Below are 26,251 nucleotides of genomic sequence, written 5' to 3' on the forward strand. Positions count from 1 at the left end.
CCTCAATCATCAAAGGTCAGCGACGACTCGCGTCGCAGCTTGTCGCCCGCCGGATTGACGGCATCGCGCAGGAACCCGAAACCGCTCCGCCGGTCCAGGCGGAACAGGGTGTTGGTGACATAGACGTCGTCGCGCACCCCGACCACTTCCACCACCTCGCTGACACAGCGTCGACCGTCGGGCATGCGGGTCAACTGGATCACCACGTCCAGTGCCGCGCAGATCATCTGACGCAGGGTCTTCTCCGCCACCTGGCGTCCGGTCAGCCCCACCAGGGTCTCCAGGCGCAGCAGGGCATCCTGGGCATTGTTGGCGTGCACGGTGCTCATGGAACCGTCGTGACCGGTGTTCATCGCGGTCAGCACATCGAGCACTTCGACGCCGCGGATCTCGCCGAGGATGATCCGGTCCGGACGCATCCGCAGGGCGTTGCGGATCAGGTCGCTGGACTTCACCTCGCCATGGCCCTCGGCGTTCGGCGGACGGGTTTCCAGGCGCACCACGTGGGGATGATTGAGCTGCAGCTCGGCGACGTCTTCGATGGTGACCAGGCGTTCATGGCGATTGATCAACTGGCTGAGGATATTCAGCAAGGTGGTCTTGCCAGTGCCGGTGCCGCCACTGATCAGCACGTTGCAGCGCTTGCCCACGGCCTCCTGGAAAAACTCGAAAATAGCCTGGTCGATGGTCTGCATCGCCACCAGGTCGCTGCTCTTGAGCATGTCCTTGCGGAACTTGCGGATCGACAGGCACGGCCCGTCCAGGGCTATCGGCGGGATGATCGCGTTGACCCGGCTGCCATCGGGCATCCGCGCATCGACCATCGGCGACGATTCGTCCAGCCGGCGGCCGAGGGGCGCGAGAATACGCTGGATGACCCGCTCCACATGATGGTCGTCGATAAACCGCAGGTCGCTCTGGTGCAGGATGCCGTCGCGCTCGACAAACACCCGGTGCGGGCCGTTGACCAGGATCTCGGTCACCGCCGTATCGCGCAGCAGCACTTCCAGCGGACCGAAGCCGGTGAGTTCGTCGACGATCTCTTCGGCCAGCCGCTCCATCTCGTAGCGGGAAATCGCCAGGTGCAGGCGCGACACGTACTCGCCGACCTTGTCGATGACAAACTGCGCCAGGGCCTGGCGCGAACCTTCCAGCAGGTTCTTTCCCGACTCCTCGATGGCATCGATGATGTAGCGGTGCAGGACCAGCTTGAGGCCTTCGTGGTCGGTGTTGCCGGCCGACGAGCGCGACTGGCCGCCAAACAGTTTCTCGGCCATCACTTGTGTCCCCAGAGCCGGTTGAGCCAGCCCTCGGCCGTTTTGGTGCGTCCCTCGGAACGCTTGGCCAGGCGTTCACCCAGGGTCTTGAGGCCCTGGGTCAGCGCTTCTCGGGGGGCCAGTTCGAACAGGGTCTGGCCCTGGTTCTTGGCATTGAGCCGGACCTCGGCGCCATAGGGCAGCACCGAGATGACCTCGAAGCCGAAGGTCTTGCCGAGGGTTTCCGAATCCGGCGAGACACCCTTGAGGTAGCGGTCGACCAGCAGCCGGGCGTGGTCGAGCTTCATGCCTTTCTCGCGCCACAGGTTGAGCACCGCCAGGTTGCGTCGGCAGTCGAGGACACTCTGGTCGGTGTACCAGAGCAGCTTGTCGCAATGGCTGACAAAGGTACGCAGGGCTTCGCTATCGGACTGCCCGGTGAGGTTCACCACGATGTGCTGGAAGTGCTGGCGCAGGGCGCTGAGCAGCATGTACAGCTCGGCGGCGCTGGTGCGCTTGAGCGGCTCGTCGCCGCTGGCGTAGGCCAGGATGCGCAGGCCCGCCTCGGCGCTGGTGAAGGCGCTGTCGATCATCGTCGCATCCAGCCGGCGCAGATGACGCAGGGCATCGCCGAAATGAAACGAACTTTCCAGGCCCAGCAGCGCCAGGCTGTCGCCACGGGGCAACCCCAGGTCGAGCAGCAGGGTCTGTTGCCCGCTCTTCTGCACCACCAGCGCCAGGTGCGTCGCCAGCAACGCCCCGTCGGCATTGCCCTGGACCCCATAGAGCACGGTAAAACCACCCAGCTGGGTGCTCGGCGTCACCGCCGGCAGGCGCTTGCTCAGGCGCCGGACCAGGCCGGCCACTTCACTGGAACGCGAGCCGTAGGCGACGAAATCCCGGGCACCGGCACGCATCGCATTGAGCACCAGTTGGTTATCCATGCCATCGCCGAGGGCGACGATCGCCAGCATCGGCTTGGCCTCCAGCACGCCCTCGATCAGGGCGCTCTGGGCCACCAGGTTCTCGCGGTCGAGGCCGACGAAGATCAGCCCGGCGAAAGTGACGTCCACCAGCGACAGCAATTCATCGAGGCTGCCGCCGGCACTGACCACCTGCCCCAGCGGCGCCAGCGCGCCTTGCAGCCACTCCAGGTCGGTGGTGTTGCGGGTGATTGCCAGGAAGGTCTGGCTCAGGCTCTGGCTCATTGCGATAACCCACTGCGGCGGTCGTAGTTGCCGTTGTCGAGGAAGAACAGCCGGAACCAGTTCGGGTCGTACTCGCGCAGTTTCTCCCCGGGCAGGCCGGGCAACTGGGCATCCGCCGCCAGCGGCTGGACCAGGTGCGGGGTGACGATCATCAGCAGTTCCTGCTCTTCACGCTTGAGGCTCGAGTTGCGAAAGAACGCGCCCAGCACCGGTATCTCGCCGAGTCCGGGGAGCTTGTTGACCTGGGAGCTGTTGCGCGTGCTGATCAGGCCACTGATGACGAAGCTCTCGCCATCGGCCAGGGAAATGCTGGTATCGGTGCGCCGGATGGTCAGCGCCGGCACCGGTGTGCCGGAAATGGTCACCGCGTTGCTGTAGTCCAGCTCGCTGACCTCGGGTGCGACTTTCAGGGTGATGCGGTTTTTGCCGATCACCGTCGGCGTCAGTGTCAGGCGGATACCGAACTCCTTGTACTCGATGGAGATGGTGTCGCTGCCGCTGCTGGGTACCGGGATCGGGATCTCGCCACCGGCCAGGAAACTCGCGCTCTGCCCGCTCAGCGCCACCAGGCTGGGACGCGCCAGGGTGTAGGCGAAGCCGCTGCTTTCCAGGGCATTGATCAGGGCTTTGACCCGTCCGCCGCCAAAACCGATATTGAAGTTGCTGTTATCGAAAGGCAGTCCACCGGCAACCGTGACCAGGCCGCTGGCAGCACTGGCGCCCAAGCTGCCCCCGGGTGTACTGAAGAGGAAATTGTGGCCCTGGCCGAAAATCGAGGTTCCGGCTTCCTTGAGCTTGGTCCGGCTGACTTCGACAAAACGAATGTCGGTCTGTACCTGGCTGGGCAACGAGGGATCCGCCGAAGGGGCTGCCGAAGCCGTGGTCAGCCCCGCCGTAGCCTTGCCCTGGACGAACACCATGCTCTGGCGCGGCGTGCTGGAGCAGGCCGTCCAGACCATCAGGCTGGTGGCCCCCGGCGCCATGCCGGTGAGCAGGAACGCCTGGTTGCCGTTGAGGTGCACGTCGGCGATCTTCGGATCGCCCACCGCCAGCCGGGTGATTGCCACCGGCGACTGCAACGCCTGCTGCTGGCCTTCGCCCACTTCCAGCACGGCCGGCAACTGCCCGAGGCCGGAGCAGGATGCCGTCGAAGCCGCCAGCACCGACTCCAGCGGCAAACTCCCCAGGACCAGGGCCCAGACCACGCGTTTGACGCTCGACAGCGATCCACTCATGCGGAACTTCCTTGCAGGTCAGGGCGTTTGTTGACTGATTTGATTGCCACGAATCACCTCGACACCGCGGCCATGTCCCGTTCCCGGCGTCGCCAGGGACTGGCCCCTGGGCGCGCCGGCCAAGGCCAGCTGGGTGAACTGGAACAACTCGTGGTTGGCGGTCTCGAGGTGGCCCGTGCCGACGTTTTCCCCGGCCCAGTAGCGCGGCAACAGATGCTCGTCGGCACTGCGCACGGCCAGGCGCAAGGTGCCGACCTGGGTCGCCAGCATCAGCCGGCTCAGCAGTTGTTCGGGCACCGCCAGGACCACGGTGCGGGCACCGGCGCGCCGCTGCTCCTGGCGGACACGGTCGTCCGCCGTCAGCGCCGGCGTGGCGGGCTTGCCGTCATTGGTCAGGCCCAGTTGCTCGCCGACACTGAGCAGGCGCATCGCCGGGATCACCACCTGGGCCGACTGCTGCAGGTTGCTCGCATCCTGGCGCAGGAACAGCAGCACATCGACATAGTCGCCCGGGGTCAACTGACCTCCAGCGCCGATCACTTCATCCACCGCCACCGCCAGCGCGCGCTCATCGGCACGGATCATCCGCGCCAACGGGCCACCGGCCTGGAAGCTTTCGTCACTGAGCCAGGTCCCGGCTTTCAGGGGACGCCAGGGTGTGCGGTCGACCGCCTGTTGCAACGAACCCAGACTGCCGGCGGGTGCATTGCGCAGCCGTTCGACCACCAGGTCGGCGGCGGTCAGCGGTACAAAGGGCGGGACATCGTGGGCCAATACCACCACGGGTTGACGGGCCTGGTCTTCGGCGCTGGCCACAGCTTTTTCGACAGGCGCGGAGGGCGCCTCTGGCGGAGCGACCGGTGCCGGCTGACGACTCAGCGTCAATCCCCAATAACCGGCAATGATGGCACCGATCAACAAGATGACCGCAAGCACCATGGTCACGCGACTGTTCATGACGGCTCTCCCTTTCCTGCTGCACGACAGACTGAAAAACCTGCGCATTCAGGCAGCTATGAACATCAACTATTTCGCTATTTGAAGGTAGCGCAGCTAGGACAAAACGCCATTAACGCGTGGAAAATATACAAATGAATAGAAAGAAAACCGGACTTTATTGACGCCAACTTCCGGATTAATACTTTGGAATTAATCCGTTCTTACAGTTGTTGCTCGTCGTTTTCTTGACAATGCTGTGATGGCATAGGGAAACCATGTCGCAAGACCGCTGCAACGGCGCTTTCAAGCGCAAGGAGATGTCAGATGTTCCTTGAGTTGGTTATCAGACTATATGTGCAGGTCCAGGTTTTCTTTCACAGGAAAGAGGGCGCATCAGGTATCGAATATGCGATTGTCGCGGCAATGGTCGCCGTCGTGATTGCGGGTCTGGCGGGAGGCATAGGTGACAAAATCAAGACGATATTCACCAACATCCAAAACGGCATAGGTTCCTGACCCCACTCCTCACGTCCCCCAAAGAGGCGCTACACTCCCATGCAAACCCAGTGACAGGAATCGTCCATGACCTCCTCTGTTCCCCCACGCCAACAGCTCCTTTTAGTGGATGACGAAGAGGACGCCCTTCTGGAACTGGCCGAGCTGCTGGAGGGAGAAGGGTTTTCCTGCTTTACCGCCACCTCGGTCAAGCAGGCGCTGTTCCACCTGACCAAACACCCGGACATCGCGCTGGTCATCACCGACCTGCGCATGCCCGAGGAAAGTGGCATGTCGCTGATCAAGCGCCTGCGCGAACACACCTCCCGCCAGCACCTGCCGGTGATCGTGACCTCCGGTCATGCCGATATGGACGATGTCAGCGATATGCTGCGCCTGCAGGTCCTCGATCTGTTCCGCAAACCCATCTATCACGTGCGCCTGCTGGAAACCCTCAACAATCTGTTTCCGCAGCCACGGATCCACGTCGTCGGCTCCTGAAGCACGCGCCTCCCCCGACTGGCACCTGCCCCACCCTACAACTGATAGCTGAAGCTGAGGGTATAGCGTGGCCGCCGGTTGAAGGTGTCCAGCGCCATATCTGACATCGGCTTGGCCGCCTCCAGGGCGATGTTGTAATAACGTCCGTCGCCGAAACGAAAGCCCAGCGCCGCCGAGGACATGTCCGAGGCCTTGATCGGCGCGTCGTTGAACCAGGCCCGCGCGCGGTCCAGTACCACGTACGGCTGCAGTACCTTGACCCAGGCCCCGTCGCGACTGAAGCTGTAGTTCAGTTCATAGGCCACGCCCCAGCCCTTGTCGCCATTACCCTGGTCATCGGGGTAACCGCGGCCGAAGTTCTGCCCGCCGAATACCGCCCGCTCGCTGTCCGGCAGATTATCCCCGCTCCAGTACAGCGCCGCCGAGATCACCCCCTGCCAGTGCTCGAAAAACTTGTCGCTCTGCACCCCGGACAGCCGTAGCCGGAAGAAGTCCAAGTCGTACAGGGCGTTGTTGGTGTTGGCGCCCATGCCATTGATGCCCTGGTAGACGCCGGCACTGAGAATACGCAGGCGCTCGGCATCCGACTTGCGCCAGTCCCCCTCGAACGCCAGTGCTCGCAGGTCGGTTTTTTCCTCCACCTTCAGCGGTTGCCCGACCACCTGGTAACGGGTCTTGTCGTTCACCCCGTACAACCGCCCGCCGAGACTCAGCCATTCGTTGCTGGCGGCGATCAGCGGATGGCTGACGCCGATGGAAAACCGATCGTTCTGCCGATGGGGTTCCAGCTCCAGGTTATTGTCCAGGATCAGGTTGCTGCCGGGATCGCTGCGATAGTGCGACCCGTACAGGCTCAGTTGAGTGCCTTCGGCATTGAGGAACTGGCTGTAGTCGACGCGGTAGTAGTGCTCCTTGTCCTTGCCCGGCGGAAACAGCCCGCTCACGCTCAGTTGTTCGCCCATCGACGTCCAGGCGTTGCTGCTGGCGCCGAGCAGCGCCTGCAGGCTGTCACGACTGCTGTCCACGGTATTCAGGGAGGTGGTGAACGGTTTTCGGCTGGCGATGGCGATCAGGCTGGTCGCACCGTCGGTGGTCCCCGGCGGCGGGACCTGGGCTTGCAAGGCCACGCCGGGAATCCGGCTCATCAGAGTGGTGTAGCGTTCGAAGGTCTTGCGGGTCAGCGGACGCTCGGCCTTGAGCTTGGCCACCAGCTTGTCGAGGAGCCCGGACACCGCGCCGATATCCCCCTGCAACTGGTAGTCGCGGATATAGCCTTCGACCAGCACCACGCGGACCAGGCCCTGGCTGAAATCCTGCGGAGGCAGGAACGCGTACGACAGCAGGTAGCCATCTTCCTGATAGCGGCGGGTGATGCCGCGGGTCGCCTCGATCAGGTCGGCCAGGGTCGTCTCATGCCCCATCAACGGCTGATAGAGCGCACCGAGCTCCTGCAGCGGGTAAATCGTCCCGCCTTCGATCTGCAATTTGCGGATGGTCACCCGGGTCCCCATCAGCAACGCCTGCCCCTGGCTCGCGCCGGGTTGGGGCAACTGCGGGCTGATGGCCTGCGGACGGTAGGCATCGGCGGGCAGGTTCGGGGTCGGCAGGGTGCGGACGGTGTCGTTGCTGTTGAGAAAACTGGGAAGGGTATCGGCGTAGACGGATGAACAGAGGGCGCACAACGAAAACAGGGCAAAAACGCGCATGGGACACTCCATTGCCAGACCGCAGCGGCGTTGCGATAAAGAGAAACAAGGCTCGCGGTGCATCATCTGCCGTGACGCGACCGATCCAGGCGCCTTGCTACTGCACTCGAAAAAAGACGAGAGAATCAATTGAATCCCTCGTCTCAACCAAGCGTAGGCGCTGTAGGAATGGCCGTCGAACCGGCCAGGTGCAATTCGCTATTTTCGACTGGTCAGGCCCAGGCCATTGAGCAGCCCGCCGAGACCGCCCGTGCTGCCACCGGTAGCGGTGCCCGTGCCGCCGGCACCCACACCGCCGTTGACCAGACCGCCGACCGAACCGACGGTGGCGCCCACGGCGTTGACGGTTTGCCCCAGGGAGCTGACCACGGGATTGCCGCTGCTGCTGTCGAGCTTGGTGCCGATGCCGCTCACACCGCTGCCGATCTGCCCCAGCAGGCCGCCCACGGGACTACCCAGGCCGGTGGTGTTGCCGATGTTCTGGGTCAGGCTGGCGACTCCGGAGGTCACCGGATTGAGCGCATTGCCCAGGTTGCCGCCGAGGCTGGCCAGCGGTGCGCCGGCGCCCGTGTTGGCCATTCCGGTGCCGCCGAACGCGGTGCCCAGCGAGGCGATGTTGTTGCCCAGGGACAGACCGGTCAGCCCCAGCGAATCGAGCAGGCCATTGCTGCTGCCGGCTGCCACACCGCTACCGGCCCCGCCGACGATACCGCCCACGGTTTCCAGCAAGCCGGCACCGCCCAGGCCTGGCAGGCCGCCGGAACCCGAGCCGGAACCACTGCCCGAGCCGTTGGGATTCAAATAGCCACCTGCCGTGCCCACCAGGGTCCCGGCATTGCCGAGCAGCCCGCCGACGGTGTTGGTCAGGGGATTGTTGTTGCCGGCATCGGTCACCTGGTCGCCGGTATTGTCCAGCGCCGTGCCGACGCGGTTGAGCAGGCCACCGACCGGATTACCCAGGCCGGTCGCACTGCCCACCTTGGCCGTGGTGCTTTCCACCAGCGAGATCACCGGGACCAGCCTGTCACCGACACCCTGGGTCACACCGCCCAACGGGCCGGTGGTGGAGGCGGTACTGAGGGTGTCACCGAGCATGGTGACGCGCTGGCCGACGCCATCCACCAGGGTGCCGACCTGGCCCACGACCGGGCTGACAATCGGAATGTTCTGGACGGGCGCCGTGGCGGCAAAGGCCGCTACCCCTTTGCCCAGGCGGGACACGCCGGTACCCAGGTCGCCGGTGGCATCGCCGACGCCAGCGACGGTGGTACCCAGGGCATTGCCGTCGGTGCCCAACTGGCCCAGGCCGTTGGTCAGGCCGGCGCTCAGGCTGCTGACCGCATTACCGGTCGAGTCCACCAGGCCACCGACGCCACCGGTCAGGGCCGTACTGCCCAGCAGCGGTACTGCCGCCAGATTGGTGCCGAGGGTGCTGACCAGATCGCCGACGCCATCGGTGGTGGAGCCCACACTGCTGACCACCCGGCTGGTCACCAGGGGGGCAACCGTGCCGCCACCGGTTCCACCACCTGTACCGCCACCAGTGCCGCCACCGGAGCCGCCGCTGGCTCCCGAGCTGCCGTCCGAGGCGCTCGTCTCACTGTGACTGCCACCGCCACCACTGCTGCAACCCGCGAGGCTGACTGCCACAACCAACATCAATGCCGTACCTGTTTTCCACCATATTTGAGTGTTCATGAGCGTGAGTCCTTGCACCTGTGTACTGCCTGTTATTTTTTGAAAGCCCCCCGATCCTCGTGAAAGGGAGATACTTTCTTCCGTACAGACATGACAGTCCCGAAACCCACTTCCAACAACGCTAAATTTGGTATTAACAACTAATATAAACCTCATAGAATCGACAAAAAAGTTAATACCAAGTAAATAACCTTTCCTTGGCGTCAATATAAAAATCCATATCTATCAAATACAAATAGAATCGCACCGACACAACAAAACAAACCTATGACTTAAGTTGTATATATACAATTTCCAGTATCGACAGCCGGAAAACTCACTTGATCCGGGCCTCGCGCCCAAGTAAGCCGTCGCCACGCCGGCACGCCATCCTGAATTTCCCCTTGCAAACCTCTATGCTTCAGGGAACTCGACGGCTCGCGGCATGGCCAAAGGCTGGAATCCGTCACCACACGCTCATCGGGATGCACACATGCAGGTAGAAAGTTTTTTCGGGTGGCTGGGCCAGGTACTGGGATCGGCGATCCGTTTTATCGTCGACGGACTGAGCGGGCTGTTCAATCTGCTGACCCACGCCGGCAGCAACTTCGTCGATGGCATGGCCCGGGCCCTGGGCATGGACACCTCGCTGATCAGCATCCTGATACTGATCATCGGCCTGATGTTCCTCTATTCGGCGGTCCGCGCCTTCATGCGCGCCTCGATCATTTTCGGCATCATCTGGCTGGTGCTCGGCCTGTGGCTGTTGAGCTGGATCATTCACTGACAGCCACCGCGACCGCCAGGGCCGGCGCTACAATGCGCGCTCTTTCGAGGAGCCCGCATGTCCACCCTGATCGCTGACTGGCGCGACCGCCCGACCCACCGCAAGGTCTGGGCGCTCGCCGCGCCGATGATCCTGTCGAATATCTCCGTTCCGCTTGTGGCCCTGGTCGACAGCACCGTGATCGGCCACCTGCCCCACGCCCACCAGTTGGGTGCCGTGGCGGTAGGCGCGAGCCTGTACATTTTCCTGGCCTGGGCCATGGGTTTCCTGCGCATGGGCTCCACCGGATTCGCCGCGCAGGCCGCCGGTCGCGGCGACGGCACGGCACTGCGGCAGATCCTCTTGCAGGGGTTGCTGCTGAGCCTGGGGCTGGCGGCATTGCTCGGGGCGATCGCCCTGCCCTTCAGCGACCTGGCGCTGAAGATCATGCAACCGTCCACCGAACTGCACCAGTTGACCCTGGACTTCTTCCACACACGGCTGTTCGGGCTGCCGGCCGCCCTGGCCAGCTATGCCCTGGTCGGCTGGTTCCTCGGTACCCAGAACGCCCGTGCGCCATTGGCGATCCTGTTGACCACCAACCTGATGAATATCGCGCTGAACCTGTGGTTCGTGCTCGGCCTCGACTGGGGCGTGGTCGGCGCGGCCCGGGCCTCGGTCATCGCCGAATGGAGCGGAGCCCTGCTCGGCCTGGCGCTGACCGGCAACGCCCTGCGCACCTACCCCGGCAAGGTCGCCTGGGCCGCGCTGGCGCTGTGGCAGAACTGGCGGCCGCTGCTGACGGTGAATCGCGATATTTTCATCCGCAGCATGGCCCTGCAATCGGTGTTTTTCCTGATCACGGTGCAAGGTGCGCGCCTCGGCGACGCCACCGTCGCGGCCAACGCCCTGCTGCTCAACGGCCTGCTGCTGACGGCGCATGCCCTCGATGGCCTGGCCCACGCGGTGGAAGCCCTGTGCGGCCATGCCATCGGCGCCCGCGAACGGCAGACCCTGCGCCGCTCGCTGGTGGTTGCCGCCGGCTGGTCGCTGCTCGCCAGCCTGGCCTTCGCCCTGCTGTTCCTGCTCGGCGGCCACCTGTTCATCGCCCTGCAGACCGATATCCCCAGCGTGCGCGAAACCGCTTTCGGCTACCTGCCCTACCTGGCTGTGCTGCCCTTGATCGCGGTGTGGAGCTACCTGCTCGACGGCCTGTTCATCGGTGCCACCCGTGCCCGGGAAATGCGCGACGCCATGCTGCTCAGCGTGCTGTTCAGCCTGCCCGTTGCCTGGGTCCTGAGCGGCTACGGCAATCACGGCCTGTGGATAAGTTTCCTGCTGTTCATGCTGCTGCGCAGCCTGACCCTGGCCGCCAGTGCCCTGAAGCTGCGCCGGCAGGATCGCTGGTTCGACAGCCCGGCTCACTGACAGCGGATATCGCTCCCCCTCAGCCATGTGTCCGGCTCCAGGCCCGACGCAGGTTTTCCAGGCGCTCGCCCGGCGTGTCGCCCTCCAGGCCCGGCGGAAACGACGCCGCCGGATACTGCGCGCGCAACCCCAGCCAGTCATCGAGCGCCCCACTGTCGCGAAACCCCTGGGCAACCCCTTCCTGCAGATGGTGCCAGGTCTTGCCGTAGTCATGGCCGCTGGCACAGCTCCACTGATAGGCATGCCGCTCCAGCAGGCAGGTCTGCAATCGCTGCTGCTGCCGGGCACCGAGAAACTCCCGCGGGCCCAGGGTGGGGCCTGGCAGGCGCGGATTGATCAGTTGCTGCCAGCCAAGACTGCCAACGGCCTTGTCGGCCCAGGTGCCGCCATGCCAGTAGAGCAGGATGATCGGTCCGAGCCAGCGGCTCAGCTCGCGGGCATCGGCGCCGTCGAAGAAGTAGCTGGCGGTCTGCGGGTTGTAGTAACTGAGCACACCCTGGCGATCCGCGTCGAAACGCACCACCAGCATCTGCCGCAAATGCGCCAGCAGGATCGCCACGGGGGCCCGGCTGAGCAGAAAAAGCCCGGCCCATTGGCGAGGTCGGGTCTGGCTCAGTTTTGCCAGGGGGCAGTCCGCGGTCAGCTTCACCAGGCGCGGTCCCCAGTCACGTACGCCATGGAACGGCGTGCCGTCGAACAGCAAGTGGCTCTCGTAGCTGGCGTAGCGTTCCTGCAACGCCGCGACCAGCCCCGGAGCACCGGGAATGTCCAGGAGCAGCCACAGCGTACCGGGTGTCGCGCAATCGACGTCCTTCATGAGACACCGCCCTGGCCACCCGCCACGGTGCCGGGGCAATCGCAGGAAGCCGGCTGCTCACCCGCGAGCGCGGGCGGGCACAACAGCACCAGTGGATGCCCCTCCCGCAACAGCTCGAAGGCCGACCCGCCAGGGCGCCGCTGTCCGCTGCCTCGCGCCGGAGTCGCGCACCTGGCGTCACACCGACCGACGATGCGCGGTCGATCCGGATCGCCTTCGAGGAAACGTACCCAGACCGCGGTCCCCGGCTCGAGTCCCGCCGCAAAGGCCTGGGGTTCGCCTGCCGTCGGCTGGGCCAGCGGCAACCAGCACTCGCCATGGCTGGCCCCCTCGCCCTGGTAGAACGCCAGCAACTGCACCGCCAGCCGTCCCCGGGCGTCGCATCTGGCCCCGTGTTTGTCCGCCACCACCCAGGCGCGAAACAGGCCGGACAGCTTCGGTTTCGGGTAACGGGTCGGGGTCCGCACGGCCACCTCCCAGGACGTGGCGCGAAAGATATTGCTGTAAATCATCGACCGCGGGTCCATGGGGTTGCTGTCCCCACGATGCTCAAGGGCCGTGAGCAGCCACAGGCGGTTCCACGGCGCACACGGATGGCCGGACAACGGCATGAAGCTGGCGCAGTGCAGACCCGGCAGATCGCTTTCGCCCTGCGCCGACTCCTGGCTGCGGCCGGCACGTCGCCGCCCCTGCCCCGACAGGCTGACGCAGAAATCCCGCACGCCCGCCCCTTGGTCCGGACAGAAGCGCGCCTCACGCGCGCGACGCAAGGCCCCCAGGCTGTCGGCGAACACCAGCCGATGATTGTTCCTGGTGTGGCGGAAGTGGAAGTGGATACCCTCTTCGGCACACAGTCGCTGGATGAACTGCAGGTCGGATTCGTCGAACTGCACGCAATACGGACGCAGGGTGCTGCGCCCCTTGAGGACAAAGCGAAAGGCGTCCTCGCCCAGGCCATGCTCGCCGAGCACCTGGGCAATGATGCCGGGCACCGAGCGCTGCTGGAACAGTCGTCGCCGCCAGCGCTGCGCCAGGCATCCCAGGCGCGGCCCAAGATGCAGGCGGAAGTGGCCCCGCGCCAACCCCGCGCACCGCAGGTTGACGCCCTGGATCTGCGCGTGGATGCCCTGGCCGTGCTTCCCGAGGGCCAGGAAGCAACTGCGGTACATCAGTCCGCCCAGGTCCGGGCCGGCTTCCTCGTCCAGCACATCCAGCTCGAAAGCGAACAGTTCGCTGACCGCCTCATGACCACTGAACGAGGTGACGGTCAGCGAACGGGACAAGCCGGCAACATCCAGACGAAAGAACGACTCGGTGACTGGATCGGACATTGGCTTTCCTCTACATGGAGCTACTGGGTAGAACCCGACTGGGGATTCGACTTGGGATTCTCGCCGACAGACAAGACCGAGTAGAGAGCCGAAGAGGTGTTAGAGAAACGACCTACGCAAAACGCGGAACCGAGGAAGCCATCACTTTGCCGTCAGCCAACAAAAAACCCACCGCTAAGGGTGGGTTTTTCGACAATCAGACGCTGCCTACACAATCAAAGGATAAAACCCTTTACTGAAAGGGCTTCTTCCCAGGAACTTTCGGCCCTGCCTCAAGAGGACAGGTAGGAAGAACGAGTCAGGCCGAGACGCAGGGCGTCGAGGTACTGGGTCCGCTCTTTCGCGCTGATATTGGCGCTGGCGACCTTGTCGCGGTAGTGCGTCATCAGCTCTTCCGGCGACAGGTGCACATAACGCAGCATGTCCTCGATGGTGTCGTGGGTTTCGATACCCGCGTGGTACACGCTGCCATCCGCGTTCTGGTAGATGTTCACCGAGTCGGTATCGCCGAACAGGTTGTGCATGTCACCGAGGATTTCCTGGTAGGCGCCCACCAGGAAGATCCCCAGCAGGTAGTCCTCGCCTTCGTTCAGCGCGTGCACCGGCAGGCTGGTCTCGATGCTCTGCTCGTCGACGTACTGCTTGATCTTGCCGTCGGAGTCGCAGGTCAGGTCCTGCAGCACGGCGCGGCGCAGCGGTTCCTCGTTCAGGCGGTGCAACGGCAGGATCGGCAGCACCTGGCCGATGGCCCAGGTGTCGGGCAGGCTCTGGAATACCGAGAAGTTGCAGATGTACTTGTCGGCCAGCTTGTCGTTGAGTTCGTCGAGTACCTGGCGATGCGAACGCTGGCGCGCCTTCAACGAGTTGTGCAGGCGCCGGCAGACGGCGAAGTAGCACTGCTCGGCCAGGGCTTTCTCGGCGAGGGTCAGCTTGCCGTCGGCGTACTGGGTGGCGACGTCGCTCATGTAGTGCGTGGCGCGCCAGTAGGTCTCGGTGACCATCTCGATATCGGTCGGGCCCAGCAGCTCCACCAGCCACTGCACGGTTTCCGGCAGGTTCTCGGGGTTCTCGATATGCGGCACGTCGTCGTTGTGTTTCTCGACGTCGGTAACCTGCACCACCAGCATGGCGTGGTGGGCGGTCAGCGAGCGGCCGCTTTCCGAGAAGATGTTCGGATGCGGCAGGTTCTGCGCGTCGCAGAACTCCTTGAGCATGCCGACCACGACACCAGCATAGTCATCCATGTCGTAGTTGATCGAGCTGGCATTGCGCGAGTGGGTACCGTCGTAGTCGACACCCAGGCCGCCGCCGACGTCGATATGGTCCACCGGCAGGCCGAGGTTGCGCAGCTCGCCGTAGTAACGGATCGCTTCCTTGAAACCGTACTGGTAGTCCGCCAGGTTGGCGATCTGCGAGCCCATGTGGAAGTGCAGCAGGCGAATGCCCTGGTCCAGGCCGGCGGCGCGGAAACGCTCGACCACCGACAGCAGTTGCGCCGCCGACAGGCCGAACTTGGATTTCTCGCCACCGGTATCGGCCCACTTGCTCGAAGCCAGCGATGACAGGCGCACCCGCAGGCCGACCTGGGGCTTGACCTTGAGGGACGCCGCCTCTTCGATCACCAGTTCCACTTCGGATTCTTTCTCGATCACGATGAAGACGTTGTGGCCGAGCTTCTGGCCCATCAGGGCCAGGCGGATGAACTCGCGGTCCTTGTAGCCATTGCAGACGATGGTGCCGCCTTTCGGCGCCAGCGCCAGCACCGCCAGCAGTTCCGGCTTGGAACCGGCTTCCAGGCCGATGGAAACGTTCTGGGTGGCGATGATGTTCTCGATCACCGCTTCCTGCTGGTTGACCTTGATCGGGTACAGCGCGGTGTACTTGCTCTGGTATTCCAGACGCTCGATGTTCGCGTCGAACGCGCCGGTCAGCTGGCGCACGCGGTCCTGCAGGATATCCGGGAAACGTACCAGCAGCGGCAAGGACAGACCGCTCTTGCGCAGTTCGTCGACCTGCTCGAAGAGGTCGATGGGCGAACTGCTCGGGCCGTTCGGACGAACCTCGACGCGACCGGCGTCATTGATCGCGAAATACCCGGCCCCCCAATGGCGAATCCCATAAACACTGCGGCTGTCCGCAACTGTCCACTGGCTGCCATCGTCTTTGCGTGTGCGTCGTACGGACATCGAAGTCCCCTATAAAGAAGTCAAATAGCGCCACCTGGATCCAGGCTGCGCGCAGTCTAAAGAATGAAAATGACGATTCGCCTGCATGCAAGGGACTAAGACCTTGAATCCAGCTTCGAGTTTAGAGGCTGTTCGGGAACAGGCTCTGTGAAAACCATGGGGACGACCGCCTGGCCAGGTTCAGCCGGGCCGGCAGGTTAACTTCACGGTGGTTTTCACAGAGGCTGCTAGCCGCCGGACTTCTTCGCCTTGAAACCGTGTTTCACCAGTTCCGCCAACAGCAACTCGACGTGATCGCCCTGGATCTCGATGACACCGTCCTTCAAGGCGCCACCGGTACCACAGCGTTTCTTCAACGTGGTTGCCAGTTCCCTGAGGGCGTCTTCGGCCAGCGGCACGCCGGTGATGGTGGTCACCGTCTTGCCGCCACGGCCCTTGCTTTCGCGACGCACGCGGGCAATGCCGTCACCGGCGGGGATCTGGGTTTGTTTGCAGATACAGGCGGCCACCGGCTGGCTACAGTCCGGGCAATGTCGACCTGCGTCGGTGGAGAACACCAGGCCGCCGAGGGCGGCGAAGGATGCGGCTTTTTTGGCCACCGGCAATCCTCTTGGGAGGACAAAGACTGGTCGTGACACCTGGGCAGGCGTCTGCGACCGCGAAGCCCCACTCAGGCAGGGGCAGCGCAACTCGAGCGGCCAGGCCGCTCAAGCTTGAAAAGTCGCGCAGTGTAACGGCAAAAAGCCGATGACCCAAGAGCCAATCGGCGCCATTTCATGAAGGTTTTGCGACCTCCAGGCCCCGGCCCTGCAAATAGCGCTTCAGCGCCGCCAGGGAGTCCGGGCAATAAGGCTTTTGCGCCGTTTCGCGCAGGGCCGCATCGACCGGGATAAAACGCGCTTCCAGCACCTCTTCCGGCTGCAACCGCAACGGTCCGTCCCAGACGGCACTGAACACCGCGCACCAGAGCCGGTTGCCGGGCTGATCGAAGAAAAAATGTTCATGGGCGGTCAGCGGCACGCCACCGACGCCCAACTCTTCCTCCAGCTCGCGGGCCGCCGATTCGGCGTAGCTTTCATCGGCCTGGACCATGCCGCCCGCCGCCACATCCCAGTAGCCGGGATAGATGGCCTTGCTCAAGGTACGGCGATGCACGCACAACTCGCCGGCCGAATTGAACAGCAGGATATAAGTCCCGCGACCGATCAGGCCGCGCTCGCGCAACTCGGCCCGGCCGAGAGCGCCCAGCAGGCGGTCCTCGCCATCGACCCAGGCGATCTGTTCGGCATCGGAAGCGGCGCGATGCGCAGCCTCCCTCGCAGAGACATTCATCGATCAACCCTGGTTGAGCAGTTGGCGCAGGTCGATCACCGCGGCGTTGGCCCGCGAGATGTAGTTGGCCATGACCAGCGAGTGGTTGGCGAGAATGCCGAAGCCGCTGCCGTTGAGGATCATCGGGCTCCAGACCGGCTCCTGCGAAGCCTCCAGCTCACGGATGATCTGCCGCACGCTGACCGTGGCGTTCTTCTTCGCCAGCACATCGGCGAAGTCGACCTCGATGGCCCGCAGCAGGTGCGACAGTGCCCAGGCCTGGCCGCGGGCCTCGTAGAACACGTTGTCGATCTGCAACCACGGGGTCTCGACCACTTCCTCATCGACCTGCGGCGCCTGGCCGGGGATCACGCTTTCGGTTTTCAGCGCGGTGTTGAGCTTGACCCGCCCGACGCTGGCCGACAGGCGCTGGGACAACGAGCCCAGGCGCGTGGCGACATCGCCGAGCCAGTTGTTCAGGTTGTCGGCACGGGCGTAGAACAGCGCGTTGTTCTGGTTCGGGTCGGACAGGCGGGCCTGGTAGCGGCTCAGGGAGTTGATCCCTTCCTGGTACTCCGACTCACTGGACGGCAGCATCCAGCTCTTGTTGTCGAAGTTGAAGCGCGGTTCGGCCTTCGCCAGGTCGGCGTCTTCGGCCGATTGCGACTGCGAACGGGCGAAGTCCTTGCGCAGGGCGCGGGTCAGGTCGCGGACCTGGACCAGCACGCCGTATTCCCAGCTGGGGATATTGTCCAGCCACAGGCCCGGCGGGAAGCGGTCGTTGGAGAGATAACCGCCCGGCTTGGTCAGCAGGGTGCCGGCCACGCTCTTGAGGGTTTCGACCGTGGTGAAGCCCACGACCATCTTGCGCCCTTCCTTCTCGGCGGCGATCTGGGCGTTCTGCTGCACGGGAAACAGCGCAGGCTCCTGGCTCCAGTACCAGCCGAGCAGGATCGTCACCACCAGGTACAACCCGATCAGGGTCGCCAGGGCACGACTGAACAGCAGGCCGCCGAAATAGCCGCGGGTCGCCGACTTGGGTTCGGCAGCACGATCCGGCGCGCTGCCTGCGCGTTTTTTCCAGTCCAGCATGGCTCTATCCTTTCAATCACTTGAGTTCATCGGTTCGACCACAACCCTACTCCATCGTGCCTTGCCTGCCCCGGCTTAAATCGACCCGGGCAAATAAAACCAGACACGGCAGCGTTGCCATCCGTCGGGCAACTATAAATCAAGCCGCCCCGGGACGCTTCACACAAGCGCCATCCAATTGGCGATGCCCGCCACACAAGGCCCGCAGGCCGACCGACCGGTCACCAAATGAATCGGATAAATTGACACGTGGCACGTGTATTGACAGAAAGAGGTGCTAGCATAGAGCCACCAGTTATTCCTCCGTCGTTCGTCTAACCAGTAGTCAGGATATGACCGAGCCAGAAGACCCCAGTCGCGAGCGCCTCAAGCATCACTTTGCCCAGCGGGTCATTCATCAGGCACGTCAGATTCTTGAGATATGGCAACGCCTGCAGCGCAGCGAATGGTCGAGCGGCGACATGTCCGAGCTCAGCGAAGCGAACCTGCGCCTGCTGCGTTTCGCCGAACGCTTCGAGCAACCGGAACATACCCAGCTGGCCCATGGCATCAGCCGCTCGCTGGAAGCGGTGAACGCCAACCGCGGCCGCCTGAGCAGCAGCCTGATCACCGAACTCAATCGCCTGATGCAACGCCTGTCGCGCACCGGCCTGCGCCATGGCGATCAACTCGACCAGACCTTCCTGCCACCGCTGCGCAAGCCGGTCTACGTGATGCTGCAGGATCACGAACGCGCCGAGCGACTGGCCAAGCAGCTGGAATTCTTCGGCCTCAGCGCCCAGTCGCTGGACAGTGTCGCCGCGTTCCGCTCGTCCATGGCCGAGCGCCTGCCGGCGGCGATCGTCATGGACGTCGACTTCAGCGGCAGCGGCATGGGCCTGCACCTGGCGGCCGAAGCCCAGCTCGGCCTGGAACAGAAACTGCCGCTGCTGTTTTTCAGCCTGCATGAAACCGATACGCCGACCCGCCTGGCCGCCGTGCGCGCCGGCGGCCAGGAATTCCTCACCGGCACCCTGGAGGCTTCCAGCCTGCTGGAGAAAATCGAAGTCCTGACCTGCGTTGCCCAGTACGACCCGTACAAGGTCCTGGTCATCGATGACTCGCGGGCCCAGGCGCTGCACACCGAGCGCCTGCTCAACAGCGCCGGGATCGTCACCCGGACCCTGATCGATCCGATCCAGGCCATGGCCGAACTGGCGGATTTCCAGCCCGACCTGATCATTCTCGACATGTATATGCCGGCCTGTACCGGTACCGAGCTGGCCAAGGTGATCCGCCATAACGACCGTTATGTCAGCGTGCCGATCATCTACCTGTCCGCCGAAGACGACCTGGACAAGCAGCTCGACGCCATGAGCGAAGGCGGCGACGACTTCCTGACCAAGCCGATCAAGCCGCGTCACCTGATCACCACCGTGCGCAACCGCGCGGCACGGGCGCGCAACCTCAAGGCGCGGATGGTCCGCGACAGCCTGACCGGCCTGTACAACCACACCCATATCCTGCAATTGCTCGAAGACTGCAGCTTCCGCGCCCGCCGCGAATGCAAGCCGCTGAGTTTCGCCATGCTCGATATCGACCACTTCAAGCGGGTCAACGACAGCCACGGCCACCCCATGGGCGACCGGGTGATCAAGAGCCTGGCGCTGTTTCTCAAGCAGCGCCTGCGCAAGACCGATTTTATCGGTCGTTATGGCGGCGAAGAATTCGCCATCGTCATGCCCGACACCGACCTGGAGTCGGCCTACAAGGTGCTGGACGAGATCCGCCAGCGCTTCGCGGAAATCCATTACCCGGCGCAACCCCAGGACCTGTGGTGCACCTTCAGCGCCGGGGTGGTCGAACTGCATGAAGACAGCGACAGCCTGATGATGGCGACCCAGGCCGACGAAGCGCTCTACCGTGCCAAGCATGCGGGACGCAATCGCGTGCAGGTCGCACGGCAAAGTGCCAGCTTTTCATCGGATTCGACGGATACCGTCATGACACTGTAACCAAACAGCAATAACTTCAGGCACTTACCACTCTTTGTCGTGGATAGAATCCTGAATGCGCCTGAAGCTGCTGACCAATCTCAATACCCTGTTGCTCGTTGCCGTGTGCCTGGCGCTCGGGGCTACGTTGTGGTGGTCGCAACAGGCGCTGGAGCGTCCCTATCAGTTGATGGAGCGCTACCTCGGCCTGTCGCAGCAGTTCCAGAACCAGGCAGCGCGCAATATCGAGGATTACCTGGGCAGCGGCGACGCCCTGCGCCTGAGCAGCGCGAGCCAGGCCATGGAGGCGATCGAGCAGGAACTCGCCGCCCTGCCGCCCTCGATGACCGAGACCCTGCGCCCCAGCCTCGCCGCCCTGAACGACTTCAGCAAGACCGACCTGCTGGCCGCCGGCAAACTGGCCGGCGACCCGCAAGCCCTGCTGTTGCAGGCCGAACGCGAGCTGGGGGGCAATCTCGAACAACTGAGCCAATACGCGACCGGCGCGAAAAGTCCCGAGGCCGCTGCCTACCTGCCACCGTTGCTGGCGGCCTCCTCGCACCTGGCCAAGCTGTCATTGGCCCGGGACAAACTGGTCAGCAGCGGTCGCAGTGAACTGGCCGCCGATGTCGAGCGCGAGCTGGCCAGTATCAGCAGCCAGGCCGGACAGCTGGAAGCCCTGCCCCTTCTGGGCGTGACCTCGAGCAGCGAATCCAACACCGACGACTTCAGTGCCATGATGGGCCTGGAGAGCAGCGAGAAAACCGCGGCCGTGGATACCGGCGTCGACCTCAAGCGCGAGCTGCACAGCCTGCTGACCCGCTACCCGGCCGAACTGACCCGCACTCGCGAACAGATCCAACGCCGGGCCGACCTGGCAACCGCGACCCACCTGAAGATCAGCGCCGTGCAACAGGCCATCGCCGCGCTGGAGCCGGTGGTGCGGGCCCAGCATGGCAAGATCCAGGGTGAAGTACGCCTGATGCAGGGCGTGATGATCGGCCTGATCCTGCTTATCGCCCTGTTGATCGACACCCTGCAGCGCAAGCTGGCGCGGGTCCTGACCAATCTCGCCCCGGCCCTGTCGACTTGGGCCGAAGGCGACTTCAGCCGGGATATCCAGCTGGGCAAGACCAATCGCGAACTGCACGATATCGAAGCCTCGCTGAACCGCCTGCGCGCCTACCTGGTGGATCTGGTGGGGACCATCCGCCAGAACGCCGAACAGGTCGCCGGCAGCAGCCGCGCCCTGGCGGAGCTGAGCAGCGGCCTGCATACCGGGGCCGAGCGCCAGGCCGGTGATACGGCACAGATTCGCGACTCCCTGGGCGAGCTGGAGGCGACCATCCAGCAGGTGGCCGGCGATGCCAGTCAGGCCGCGGACGCCAGCCGCAGCGCCGGCGCGGCGGTGGAACACGGGCAGAAGGTCATCGGCCTGAGCCTGGCCGGCCTCCACGCGCTGGTCGGCGAGGTACAGGGCAACGCGCAGATGATCGAACACCTGGCCGAAGAGTCGGCGACCATCGGCGGCGTGCTGACGGTGATCCGCTCGATTGCCGACCAGACCAACCTGCTGGCGCTCAACGCCGCCATCGAGGCCGCGCGCGCCGGGGAAATGGGCCGCGGCTTCGCCGTGGTCGCCGAGGAAGTGCGCACCCTGGCCCAGCGTACCGCCGGCGCCACCGGGGAAATCCAGACCCTGATCGCCGGGTTGCAGAGCGCGGCCCGCCAATCGGTGGAAGGCATGCGCGCGCAGGTCGAGCACGCCGAGGCCACCGCCGACCAGGCCCAGGCCGCCGATGGCGCGCTGGATGAAATCGTCGGCGCGATCCAGACCATCTCCGATACCGCGGTGCGCATCGCCGACGTCACCTCCCAGCAGAGTGGCGCGGTCAGCGAAATCCGCGATCACAGCGAACGCATCCACCAACTGGGCGGCGACAACCTGCTGCGCATCGGCGAGGGCCGCAGCCAGGGCGAACGCCTGCTGGAACTGGGCACGGAACTGCATACGGCGGTGCAAGCCTTCCGCGTTTAATCCCCTCGCGGCGGCGGCGCACTTCGTTATCATGCGCACTCTTCCGATTCGCGAGATCGCCATGCGCCGCCTGTTCTGCCTGATGCTCCTGCTATGTGCCTTCCCGGCCTTCGGCGCCAGCCTGCTCGACGGCCGCCCCAGCTCGACCCTGGGCGCCATCAACAACGGCAAGGACTTCCTGCCCGTGCATGAGGCCTTCCAGCTGAGCCTGGTCAGCAGCACGCCGCAAGCGATCACCCTGCGTTTCGTCCCCACCGAAGGGTATTACCTGTACCGCCACCGCTTCCAGTTCCGCGCCGAGCCGGCGGATATCCAGCTGGGCGCCGCACAATTGCCCGCTGGAGAGCAGAAACACGACGAGTACTTCGGCGATGTCGAGGTCTATCACGGCATTCTCGATATCATCCTGCCCCGCTCCGCCGGCGACACTCGCGCCTTTACCCTCGCGGTGACCTACCAGGGCTGCGCCGACAAGGGCCTGTGCTACCCGCCGGAAACCGAACGCCTGCGTATCGACGGCAGCCCCGCGTCTTCCGCCGCCGCCCCCGCGGCGGCCGGAACCGCCTGGAGCTGGAGCGCACTGGCGCTGTTCTTCCTCGGCGGCCTGGCACTGACTTTCACACCCTGCGTCCTGCCGATGCTGCCGATCATTTCCGGTTTCGTGCTGCACGGACGCGTCAGCGGCGTGCGTGGCTTCAAGCTGTCGCTGGCCTACGTGCTGGCCATGGCCGCCTGCTTCGCCCTGCTGGGCGCGCTGATGGGCCTGTTCGGCGCCCAACTGAACCTGCAGGCACGCCTGCAATCGGCCTGGGTGCTGGTGCCCTTCGCCGGATTCTTCGTGGTGTTCGCCCTGGCGATGTTCGGCCTGTTCGAGTTGCAACTGCCCCAGGCCATCAGCGGCCGCCTGAACCGACTGGCCAGCGGTACCCAGGGCGGCTCGCTGTGGGGCGCGGCCGTGCTCGGCGTGGTGTCGAGCCTGCTGGTTTCACCCTGCGTTTCCGCGCCCCTGGCCGGCGCCCTGCTCTATATCAGCGCCAGCGGCGACGCCCTGGGCGGGGCCTTGAAACTCTTCGCCCTGGGCCTGGGCATGGGCACGCCGCTGTTGCTGGTCGCCACCGGCGGCGCGGCCTGGCTGCCGAAAAGCGGCCCGTGGCTGGTCACGGTGAAGAACGCCATTGGCGTGCTGTTGCTCGGGGTCGCGCTGTTCCTGCTCAGCCGCGTGCTGCCCGGACCGATCACCCTGCTCCTGGGCGGCTTGCTCGCCGCGGGTGTCGCGCTGTTTCTCGGCGCCCTGGAGTTCGTCGAGAAAACCGCCAGGCAACGCCTCGCGCAACTGCTCGGCCTGTTCCTGCTGGCCTACGCCCTGAGTTGCTGGTACGGCGCCTTCAGCGGCCAGAGCAACCCGTTCCAGCCCATCGGCGGGACACCGACGGCCGCCGGCAGCTCGCCCACCGCCAACGGCCAGTGGCAGACCATCAGTACCCCGGCCGAACTCGACAGCGCCCTGGCCGCGGCGAAAAGCGCCGGTCAGCCATTGCTGCTGGACTGGTACGCCGACTGGTGCATCAGTTGCAAAGTCATCGAACATGAAGTGCTGAACGAGGCGAACGTCCTCGAAAAGCTGCAGGGCTACCGGCTGGTGCGGTTCGATATCACCGCCAGCAACGCCGAACAACGCGCCCTGCTCGACCGCTACCAGTTGTTCGGACCGCCGGCGCTGATGTTCTTCGCCAAGGATGGCAGCGAAAGGACCGATGTCCGGGTCATTGGCGAGATCAGTGCGCGGGACTTCGTCGAACGCGTGACGAAAGCGAATGACCGCTTTTAACAAATGAGTCACAAATTTCGCGCAAACATCGGACATCGTGCTGGCTATTGCAGGTAACTGGACAGTCATCCGGGCTTTGCGGCATAGTCGGCGCGCATTGACAATTGCGCACAGATAACAAGGAAACAGCCGATGGCGACCCTACTGGTCCTGCATGGACCCAACCTGAACCTGCTGGGCACCCGCGAGCCGGGTGTCTACGGCGCGGTCACACTGCCCGAGATCAACCAGGATCTGGAGCGTCGGGCCCGGGAAGCCGGGCACCATCTGATGTATCTGCAGAGCAACGCCGAGTACGAATTGATCGACCGGATCCACGCCGCCCGCGGCGAAGGCGTGGATTTCATTCTGATCAATCCAGCAGCTTTTACACATACAAGTGTCGCATTACGTGACGCGCTGCTGGCGGTGAGCATCCCATTCATCGAAGTGCATTTGTCGAACGTGCATAAACGCGAACCTTTCCGCCATCACTCCTACTTTTCAGATGTTGCGGTAGGAGTGATCTGCGGCCTTGGCGCCAGCGGTTACCGACTGGCCCTGGAGGCCGCACTAGAGCAGCTTGAACTACAAGCTAAACGCCCCTGACCGACCCTTGGGAGTTGATGATTCATGGATATCCGTAAAGTTAAGAAACTGATCGAATTGCTGGAAGAGTCCGGTATCGACGAACTCGAGATCAAGGAAGGCGAAGAGTCCGTACGCATCAGCCGCCACAGCAAGACCCCAGCGCAGCAGTACTACGCTCCGATGCCTGCCCAGGCTCCGGCTCCCGTCGCCGCCCCGGCCGCTCCGGTTGCCGCCGCCGCCGCTCCTGAAGCCGCTGGCGCACCGAAGCTGAACGGTTTCGTGGTCAAGTCGCCGATGGTCGGTACCTTCTACCGCACCCCGGCCCCGACTTCCCCGGCGTTCGTCGAAGTCGGCCAGACCGTCAAGAAAGGCGACACCATCTGCATCGTCGAAGCGATGAAGATGATGAACCACATCCAGGCCGAAGCCAGCGGTGTGATCGAATCCATTCTGGTAGAAAACGGTCAGCCGGTTGAGTATGACCAGCCGCTGTTCACCATCGTTTGAACCGCGGAGCGCCTTCGATGTTGAAACCTGCGAAGCTGGAAAAAGTCCTGATCGCCAACCGCGGCGAGATCGCCCTGCGTATCCTGCGCGCCTGTAAGGAAGAGGGCATCAAGACCGTCGCTGTTTACTCGACGGCCGATACGGAACTGATGCACGTGAAACTGGCGGACGAAAGCATCTGCATCGGCCCGCCCCTGGCTACCCGCTCGTACCTGAATATCCCGAACATCATCGCGGCCGCCGAAGTCACCGGCGCCACGGCGATTCACCCGGGCTACGGCTTCCTCGCGGAAAACGCCGATTTTGCCGAACAGGTCGAGAAATCCGGGTTTGCCTTCATCGGCCCGAAAGCCGACACCATTCGCCTGATGGGCGACAAGGTATCGGCCAAGGCCGCGATGATCGCTGCCGGCGTACCCACCGTTCCCGGCTCCGACGGCCCGTTGCCCGAAGATCCGGAAACCGCCCTGCGCATTGGTCGCGAAGTCGGCTACCCGGTGATCATCAAGGCCGCCGGCGGCGGCGGTGGGCGCGGCATGCGCGTGGTACACAGCGAAGACGAGCTGATCGAAGCGGCCAAGCAGACCCGCGAAGAAGCCGGCGCCTGGTTCAGCAACCCGATGGTCTACCTGGAAAAGTTCCTGACCAACCCACGCCACGTGGAAGTCCAGGTGCTTTCCGACGGCCAGGGTCATGCGATCCACCTCGGCGACCGCGACTGCTCGCTGCAGCGCCGTCACCAGAAGGTCCTGGAAGAAGCCCCGGCACCGGGCATCGACGAGCAGGCGCGCGCAGAAGTGCTGGCCCGCTGCGTCAAGGCCTGTATCGATATCGGCTACCGCGGTGCCGGCACTTTCGAGTTCCTGTACGAGAACGGCCGCTTCTACTTCATCGAGATGAACACTCGCGTGCAGGTAGAGCATCCGGTATCGGAAATGGTCACCGGCATCGATATCGTCAAGGAGATGCTGAGCATCGCCGCTGGCAATCCGCTGTCGTACACCCAGGACGACGTGAAGATCCACGGCCATGCGCTGGAATGCCGGATCAACGCCGAAGACCCGAAGACCTTCATTCCGAGCCCGGGCCTGGTCAAGCATTTCCATGCGCCAGGCGGCAACGGCGTGCGGGTCGACTCGCACCTGTACAGCGGCTACAAGGTTCCGTCGAACTATGACTCCCTGATCGGCAAGCTGATCACCTGGGGCGCCACTCGCGACGAAGCCATGGCGCGCATGCGCAATGCCCTGGACGAAGTCGTCGTGGACGGGATCAAGACCAACATCCCGTTGCACCGCGACCTGGTTCGCGACGCCGGGTTCTGCGAAGGTGGTGTGAACATTCACTACCTGGAACACAAGCTCGCCCATCAATGAGCCGGTGATCC

General features: G+C 64.0%; 21 protein-coding genes and 1 pseudogene. 10 read left to right on the forward strand and 12 right to left on the reverse strand.

Annotated elements, in window-relative coordinates; translation table 11 throughout:
- Window positions 1-2: 2 nt before the first annotated feature.
- The 4 genes from ACL9RJ_RS30715 to cpaB are packed head-to-tail and all read right to left on the reverse strand — an operon-like array spanning window position 3 to window position 4,656.
- A complete protein-coding gene (locus ACL9RJ_RS30715) occupies window positions 3-1,277 on the reverse strand; it encodes a CpaF family protein (protein ID WP_017125610.1) in 1,275 nt (424 codons plus the stop codon).
- Entirely contained in the window at window positions 1,277-2,464 is a 1,188-nt protein-coding gene (locus ACL9RJ_RS30720) for an AAA family ATPase (RefSeq protein ID WP_017125611.1), read from the reverse strand. The genes ACL9RJ_RS30715 and ACL9RJ_RS30720 overlap by 1 nt, the downstream gene beginning before the upstream one ends.
- A complete protein-coding gene (locus tag ACL9RJ_RS30725) occupies window positions 2,461-3,699 on the reverse strand; it encodes a type II and III secretion system protein family protein (protein WP_178992368.1) in 1,239 nt (412 codons plus the stop codon). Before ACL9RJ_RS30725 ends, ACL9RJ_RS30720 begins: the two co-directional genes overlap by 4 nt.
- An 18-nt stretch (window positions 3,700-3,717) precedes the next feature.
- Window positions 3,718-4,656, reverse strand: a complete 939-nt coding sequence (cpaB, locus tag ACL9RJ_RS30730) for a Flp pilus assembly protein CpaB (protein WP_422765951.1) — start codon at window positions 4,654-4,656, stop codon at window positions 3,718-3,720.
- 306 nt (window positions 4,657-4,962) lie between these two features.
- Between cpaB and ACL9RJ_RS30735 the strand changes: the two genes are divergently transcribed.
- Together ACL9RJ_RS30735 and ACL9RJ_RS30740 are read left to right on the forward strand one after the other, a co-directional pair.
- Window positions 4,963-5,154 carry a Flp family type IVb pilin gene (locus tag ACL9RJ_RS30735; protein ID WP_017125615.1) on the forward strand — a complete coding sequence of 64 codons (192 nt, stop codon included), beginning with the start codon at window positions 4,963-4,965 and terminating at the stop codon, window positions 5,152-5,154.
- Between the two features lie 66 nt (window positions 5,155-5,220).
- A complete protein-coding gene (locus ACL9RJ_RS30740) occupies window positions 5,221-5,634 on the forward strand; it encodes a response regulator (RefSeq protein ID WP_026007664.1) in 414 nt (137 codons plus the stop codon).
- Between the two features lie 35 nt (window positions 5,635-5,669).
- Here the strand turns inward: ACL9RJ_RS30740 and ACL9RJ_RS30745 are convergent, their stop codons facing one another.
- Both ACL9RJ_RS30745 and ACL9RJ_RS30750 read right to left on the reverse strand, forming a co-directional pair.
- Window positions 5,670-7,340: a ShlB/FhaC/HecB family hemolysin secretion/activation protein gene (locus ACL9RJ_RS30745; RefSeq protein ID WP_017125616.1), complete on the reverse strand. Its 1,671-nt coding sequence runs from the start codon at window positions 7,338-7,340 to the stop codon at window positions 5,670-5,672.
- Between the two features lie 198 nt (window positions 7,341-7,538).
- Complete coding sequence (locus ACL9RJ_RS30750; protein ID WP_422765952.1) at window positions 7,539-8,999, reverse strand: collagen-like triple helix repeat-containing protein; 1,461 nt, start codon at window positions 8,997-8,999, stop codon at window positions 7,539-7,541.
- Between the two features lie 511 nt (window positions 9,000-9,510).
- On the opposite strand from ACL9RJ_RS30750, the gene ACL9RJ_RS30755 reads away from it, so the two are divergent.
- Both ACL9RJ_RS30755 and ACL9RJ_RS30760 read left to right on the forward strand, forming a co-directional pair.
- Window positions 9,511-9,804: a hypothetical protein gene (locus ACL9RJ_RS30755; RefSeq protein WP_017125618.1), complete on the forward strand. Its 294-nt coding sequence runs from the start codon at window positions 9,511-9,513 to the stop codon at window positions 9,802-9,804.
- 57 nt (window positions 9,805-9,861) lie between these two features.
- Complete coding sequence (locus ACL9RJ_RS30760; protein ID WP_178989687.1) at window positions 9,862-11,211, forward strand: MATE family efflux transporter; 1,350 nt, start codon at window positions 9,862-9,864, stop codon at window positions 11,209-11,211.
- Window positions 11,212-11,230: 19 nt separating this feature from the next.
- On the opposite strand, the gene ACL9RJ_RS30765 is transcribed toward ACL9RJ_RS30760, so the two are convergent.
- The 6 genes from ACL9RJ_RS30765 to ACL9RJ_RS30790 form a co-directional block, all read right to left on the reverse strand.
- On the reverse strand, window positions 11,231-12,028 hold the full coding sequence (locus ACL9RJ_RS30765; RefSeq protein ID WP_422765953.1) for a DUF4123 domain-containing protein: 798 nt from the start codon (window positions 12,026-12,028) through the stop codon (window positions 11,231-11,233).
- Window positions 12,025-13,359: a contractile injection system protein, VgrG/Pvc8 family gene (locus ACL9RJ_RS30770; protein ID WP_422765954.1), complete on the reverse strand. Its 1,335-nt coding sequence runs from the start codon at window positions 13,357-13,359 to the stop codon at window positions 12,025-12,027. Before ACL9RJ_RS30770 ends, ACL9RJ_RS30765 begins: the two co-directional genes overlap by 4 nt.
- Before the next feature lie 272 nt (window positions 13,360-13,631).
- A complete protein-coding gene (gene speA, locus ACL9RJ_RS30775; RefSeq protein WP_017125622.1) occupies window positions 13,632-15,545 on the reverse strand; it encodes an arginine decarboxylase in 1,914 nt (637 codons plus the stop codon).
- 227 nt (window positions 15,546-15,772) lie between these two features.
- The gene (locus ACL9RJ_RS30780) at window positions 15,773-16,144 is read right to left on the reverse strand and encodes a translation initiation factor Sui1 (protein ID WP_017125623.1); all 372 of its coding nucleotides are present in this window, start codon (window positions 16,142-16,144) and stop codon (window positions 15,773-15,775) included.
- 175 nt (window positions 16,145-16,319) lie between these two features.
- A complete protein-coding gene (locus tag ACL9RJ_RS30785) occupies window positions 16,320-16,877 on the reverse strand; it encodes an NUDIX hydrolase (RefSeq protein ID WP_422765955.1) in 558 nt (185 codons plus the stop codon).
- Between the two features lie 3 nt (window positions 16,878-16,880).
- Window positions 16,881-17,948, reverse strand: a complete 1,068-nt coding sequence (locus ACL9RJ_RS30790) for a DUF2333 family protein (RefSeq protein ID WP_017125625.1) — start codon at window positions 17,946-17,948, stop codon at window positions 16,881-16,883.
- 332 nt (window positions 17,949-18,280) lie between these two features.
- On the opposite strand from ACL9RJ_RS30790, the gene ACL9RJ_RS30795 reads away from it, so the two are divergent.
- From ACL9RJ_RS30795 to accC, 6 genes and pseudogenes are all read left to right on the forward strand, one after another.
- Window positions 18,281-19,942, forward strand: a complete 1,662-nt coding sequence (locus ACL9RJ_RS30795; protein WP_017125626.1) for a response regulator — start codon at window positions 18,281-18,283, stop codon at window positions 19,940-19,942.
- Window positions 19,943-21,452: 1,510 nt separating this feature from the next.
- Window positions 21,453-21,959, forward strand: a pseudogene (locus ACL9RJ_RS30800) (methyl-accepting chemotaxis protein); the annotation flags it as partial.
- Window positions 21,960-22,020: 61 nt separating this feature from the next.
- Window positions 22,021-23,787, forward strand: coding sequence for a protein-disulfide reductase DsbD (locus tag ACL9RJ_RS30805; RefSeq protein ID WP_177128059.1), 1,767 nt, complete (start codon window positions 22,021-22,023; stop codon window positions 23,785-23,787).
- Window positions 23,788-23,919: 132 nt separating this feature from the next.
- Window positions 23,920-24,375, forward strand: a complete 456-nt coding sequence (gene aroQ, locus ACL9RJ_RS30810; protein ID WP_017125630.1) for a type II 3-dehydroquinate dehydratase — start codon at window positions 23,920-23,922, stop codon at window positions 24,373-24,375.
- Window positions 24,376-24,399: 24 nt separating this feature from the next.
- A complete protein-coding gene (accB, locus tag ACL9RJ_RS30815) occupies window positions 24,400-24,864 on the forward strand; it encodes an acetyl-CoA carboxylase biotin carboxyl carrier protein (protein ID WP_017125631.1) in 465 nt (154 codons plus the stop codon).
- Window positions 24,865-24,881: 17 nt separating this feature from the next.
- On the forward strand, window positions 24,882-26,240 hold the full coding sequence (gene accC, locus ACL9RJ_RS30820) for an acetyl-CoA carboxylase biotin carboxylase subunit (RefSeq protein WP_017125632.1): 1,359 nt from the start codon (window positions 24,882-24,884) through the stop codon (window positions 26,238-26,240).
- The last annotated feature ends 11 nt before the right edge of the window (window positions 26,241-26,251 follow it).

It is taken from the genome of Pseudomonas sp. Mn2068, from assembly GCF_049319725.1.
Taxonomy (GTDB): domain Bacteria; phylum Pseudomonadota; class Gammaproteobacteria; order Pseudomonadales; family Pseudomonadaceae; genus Aquipseudomonas; species Aquipseudomonas gingeri.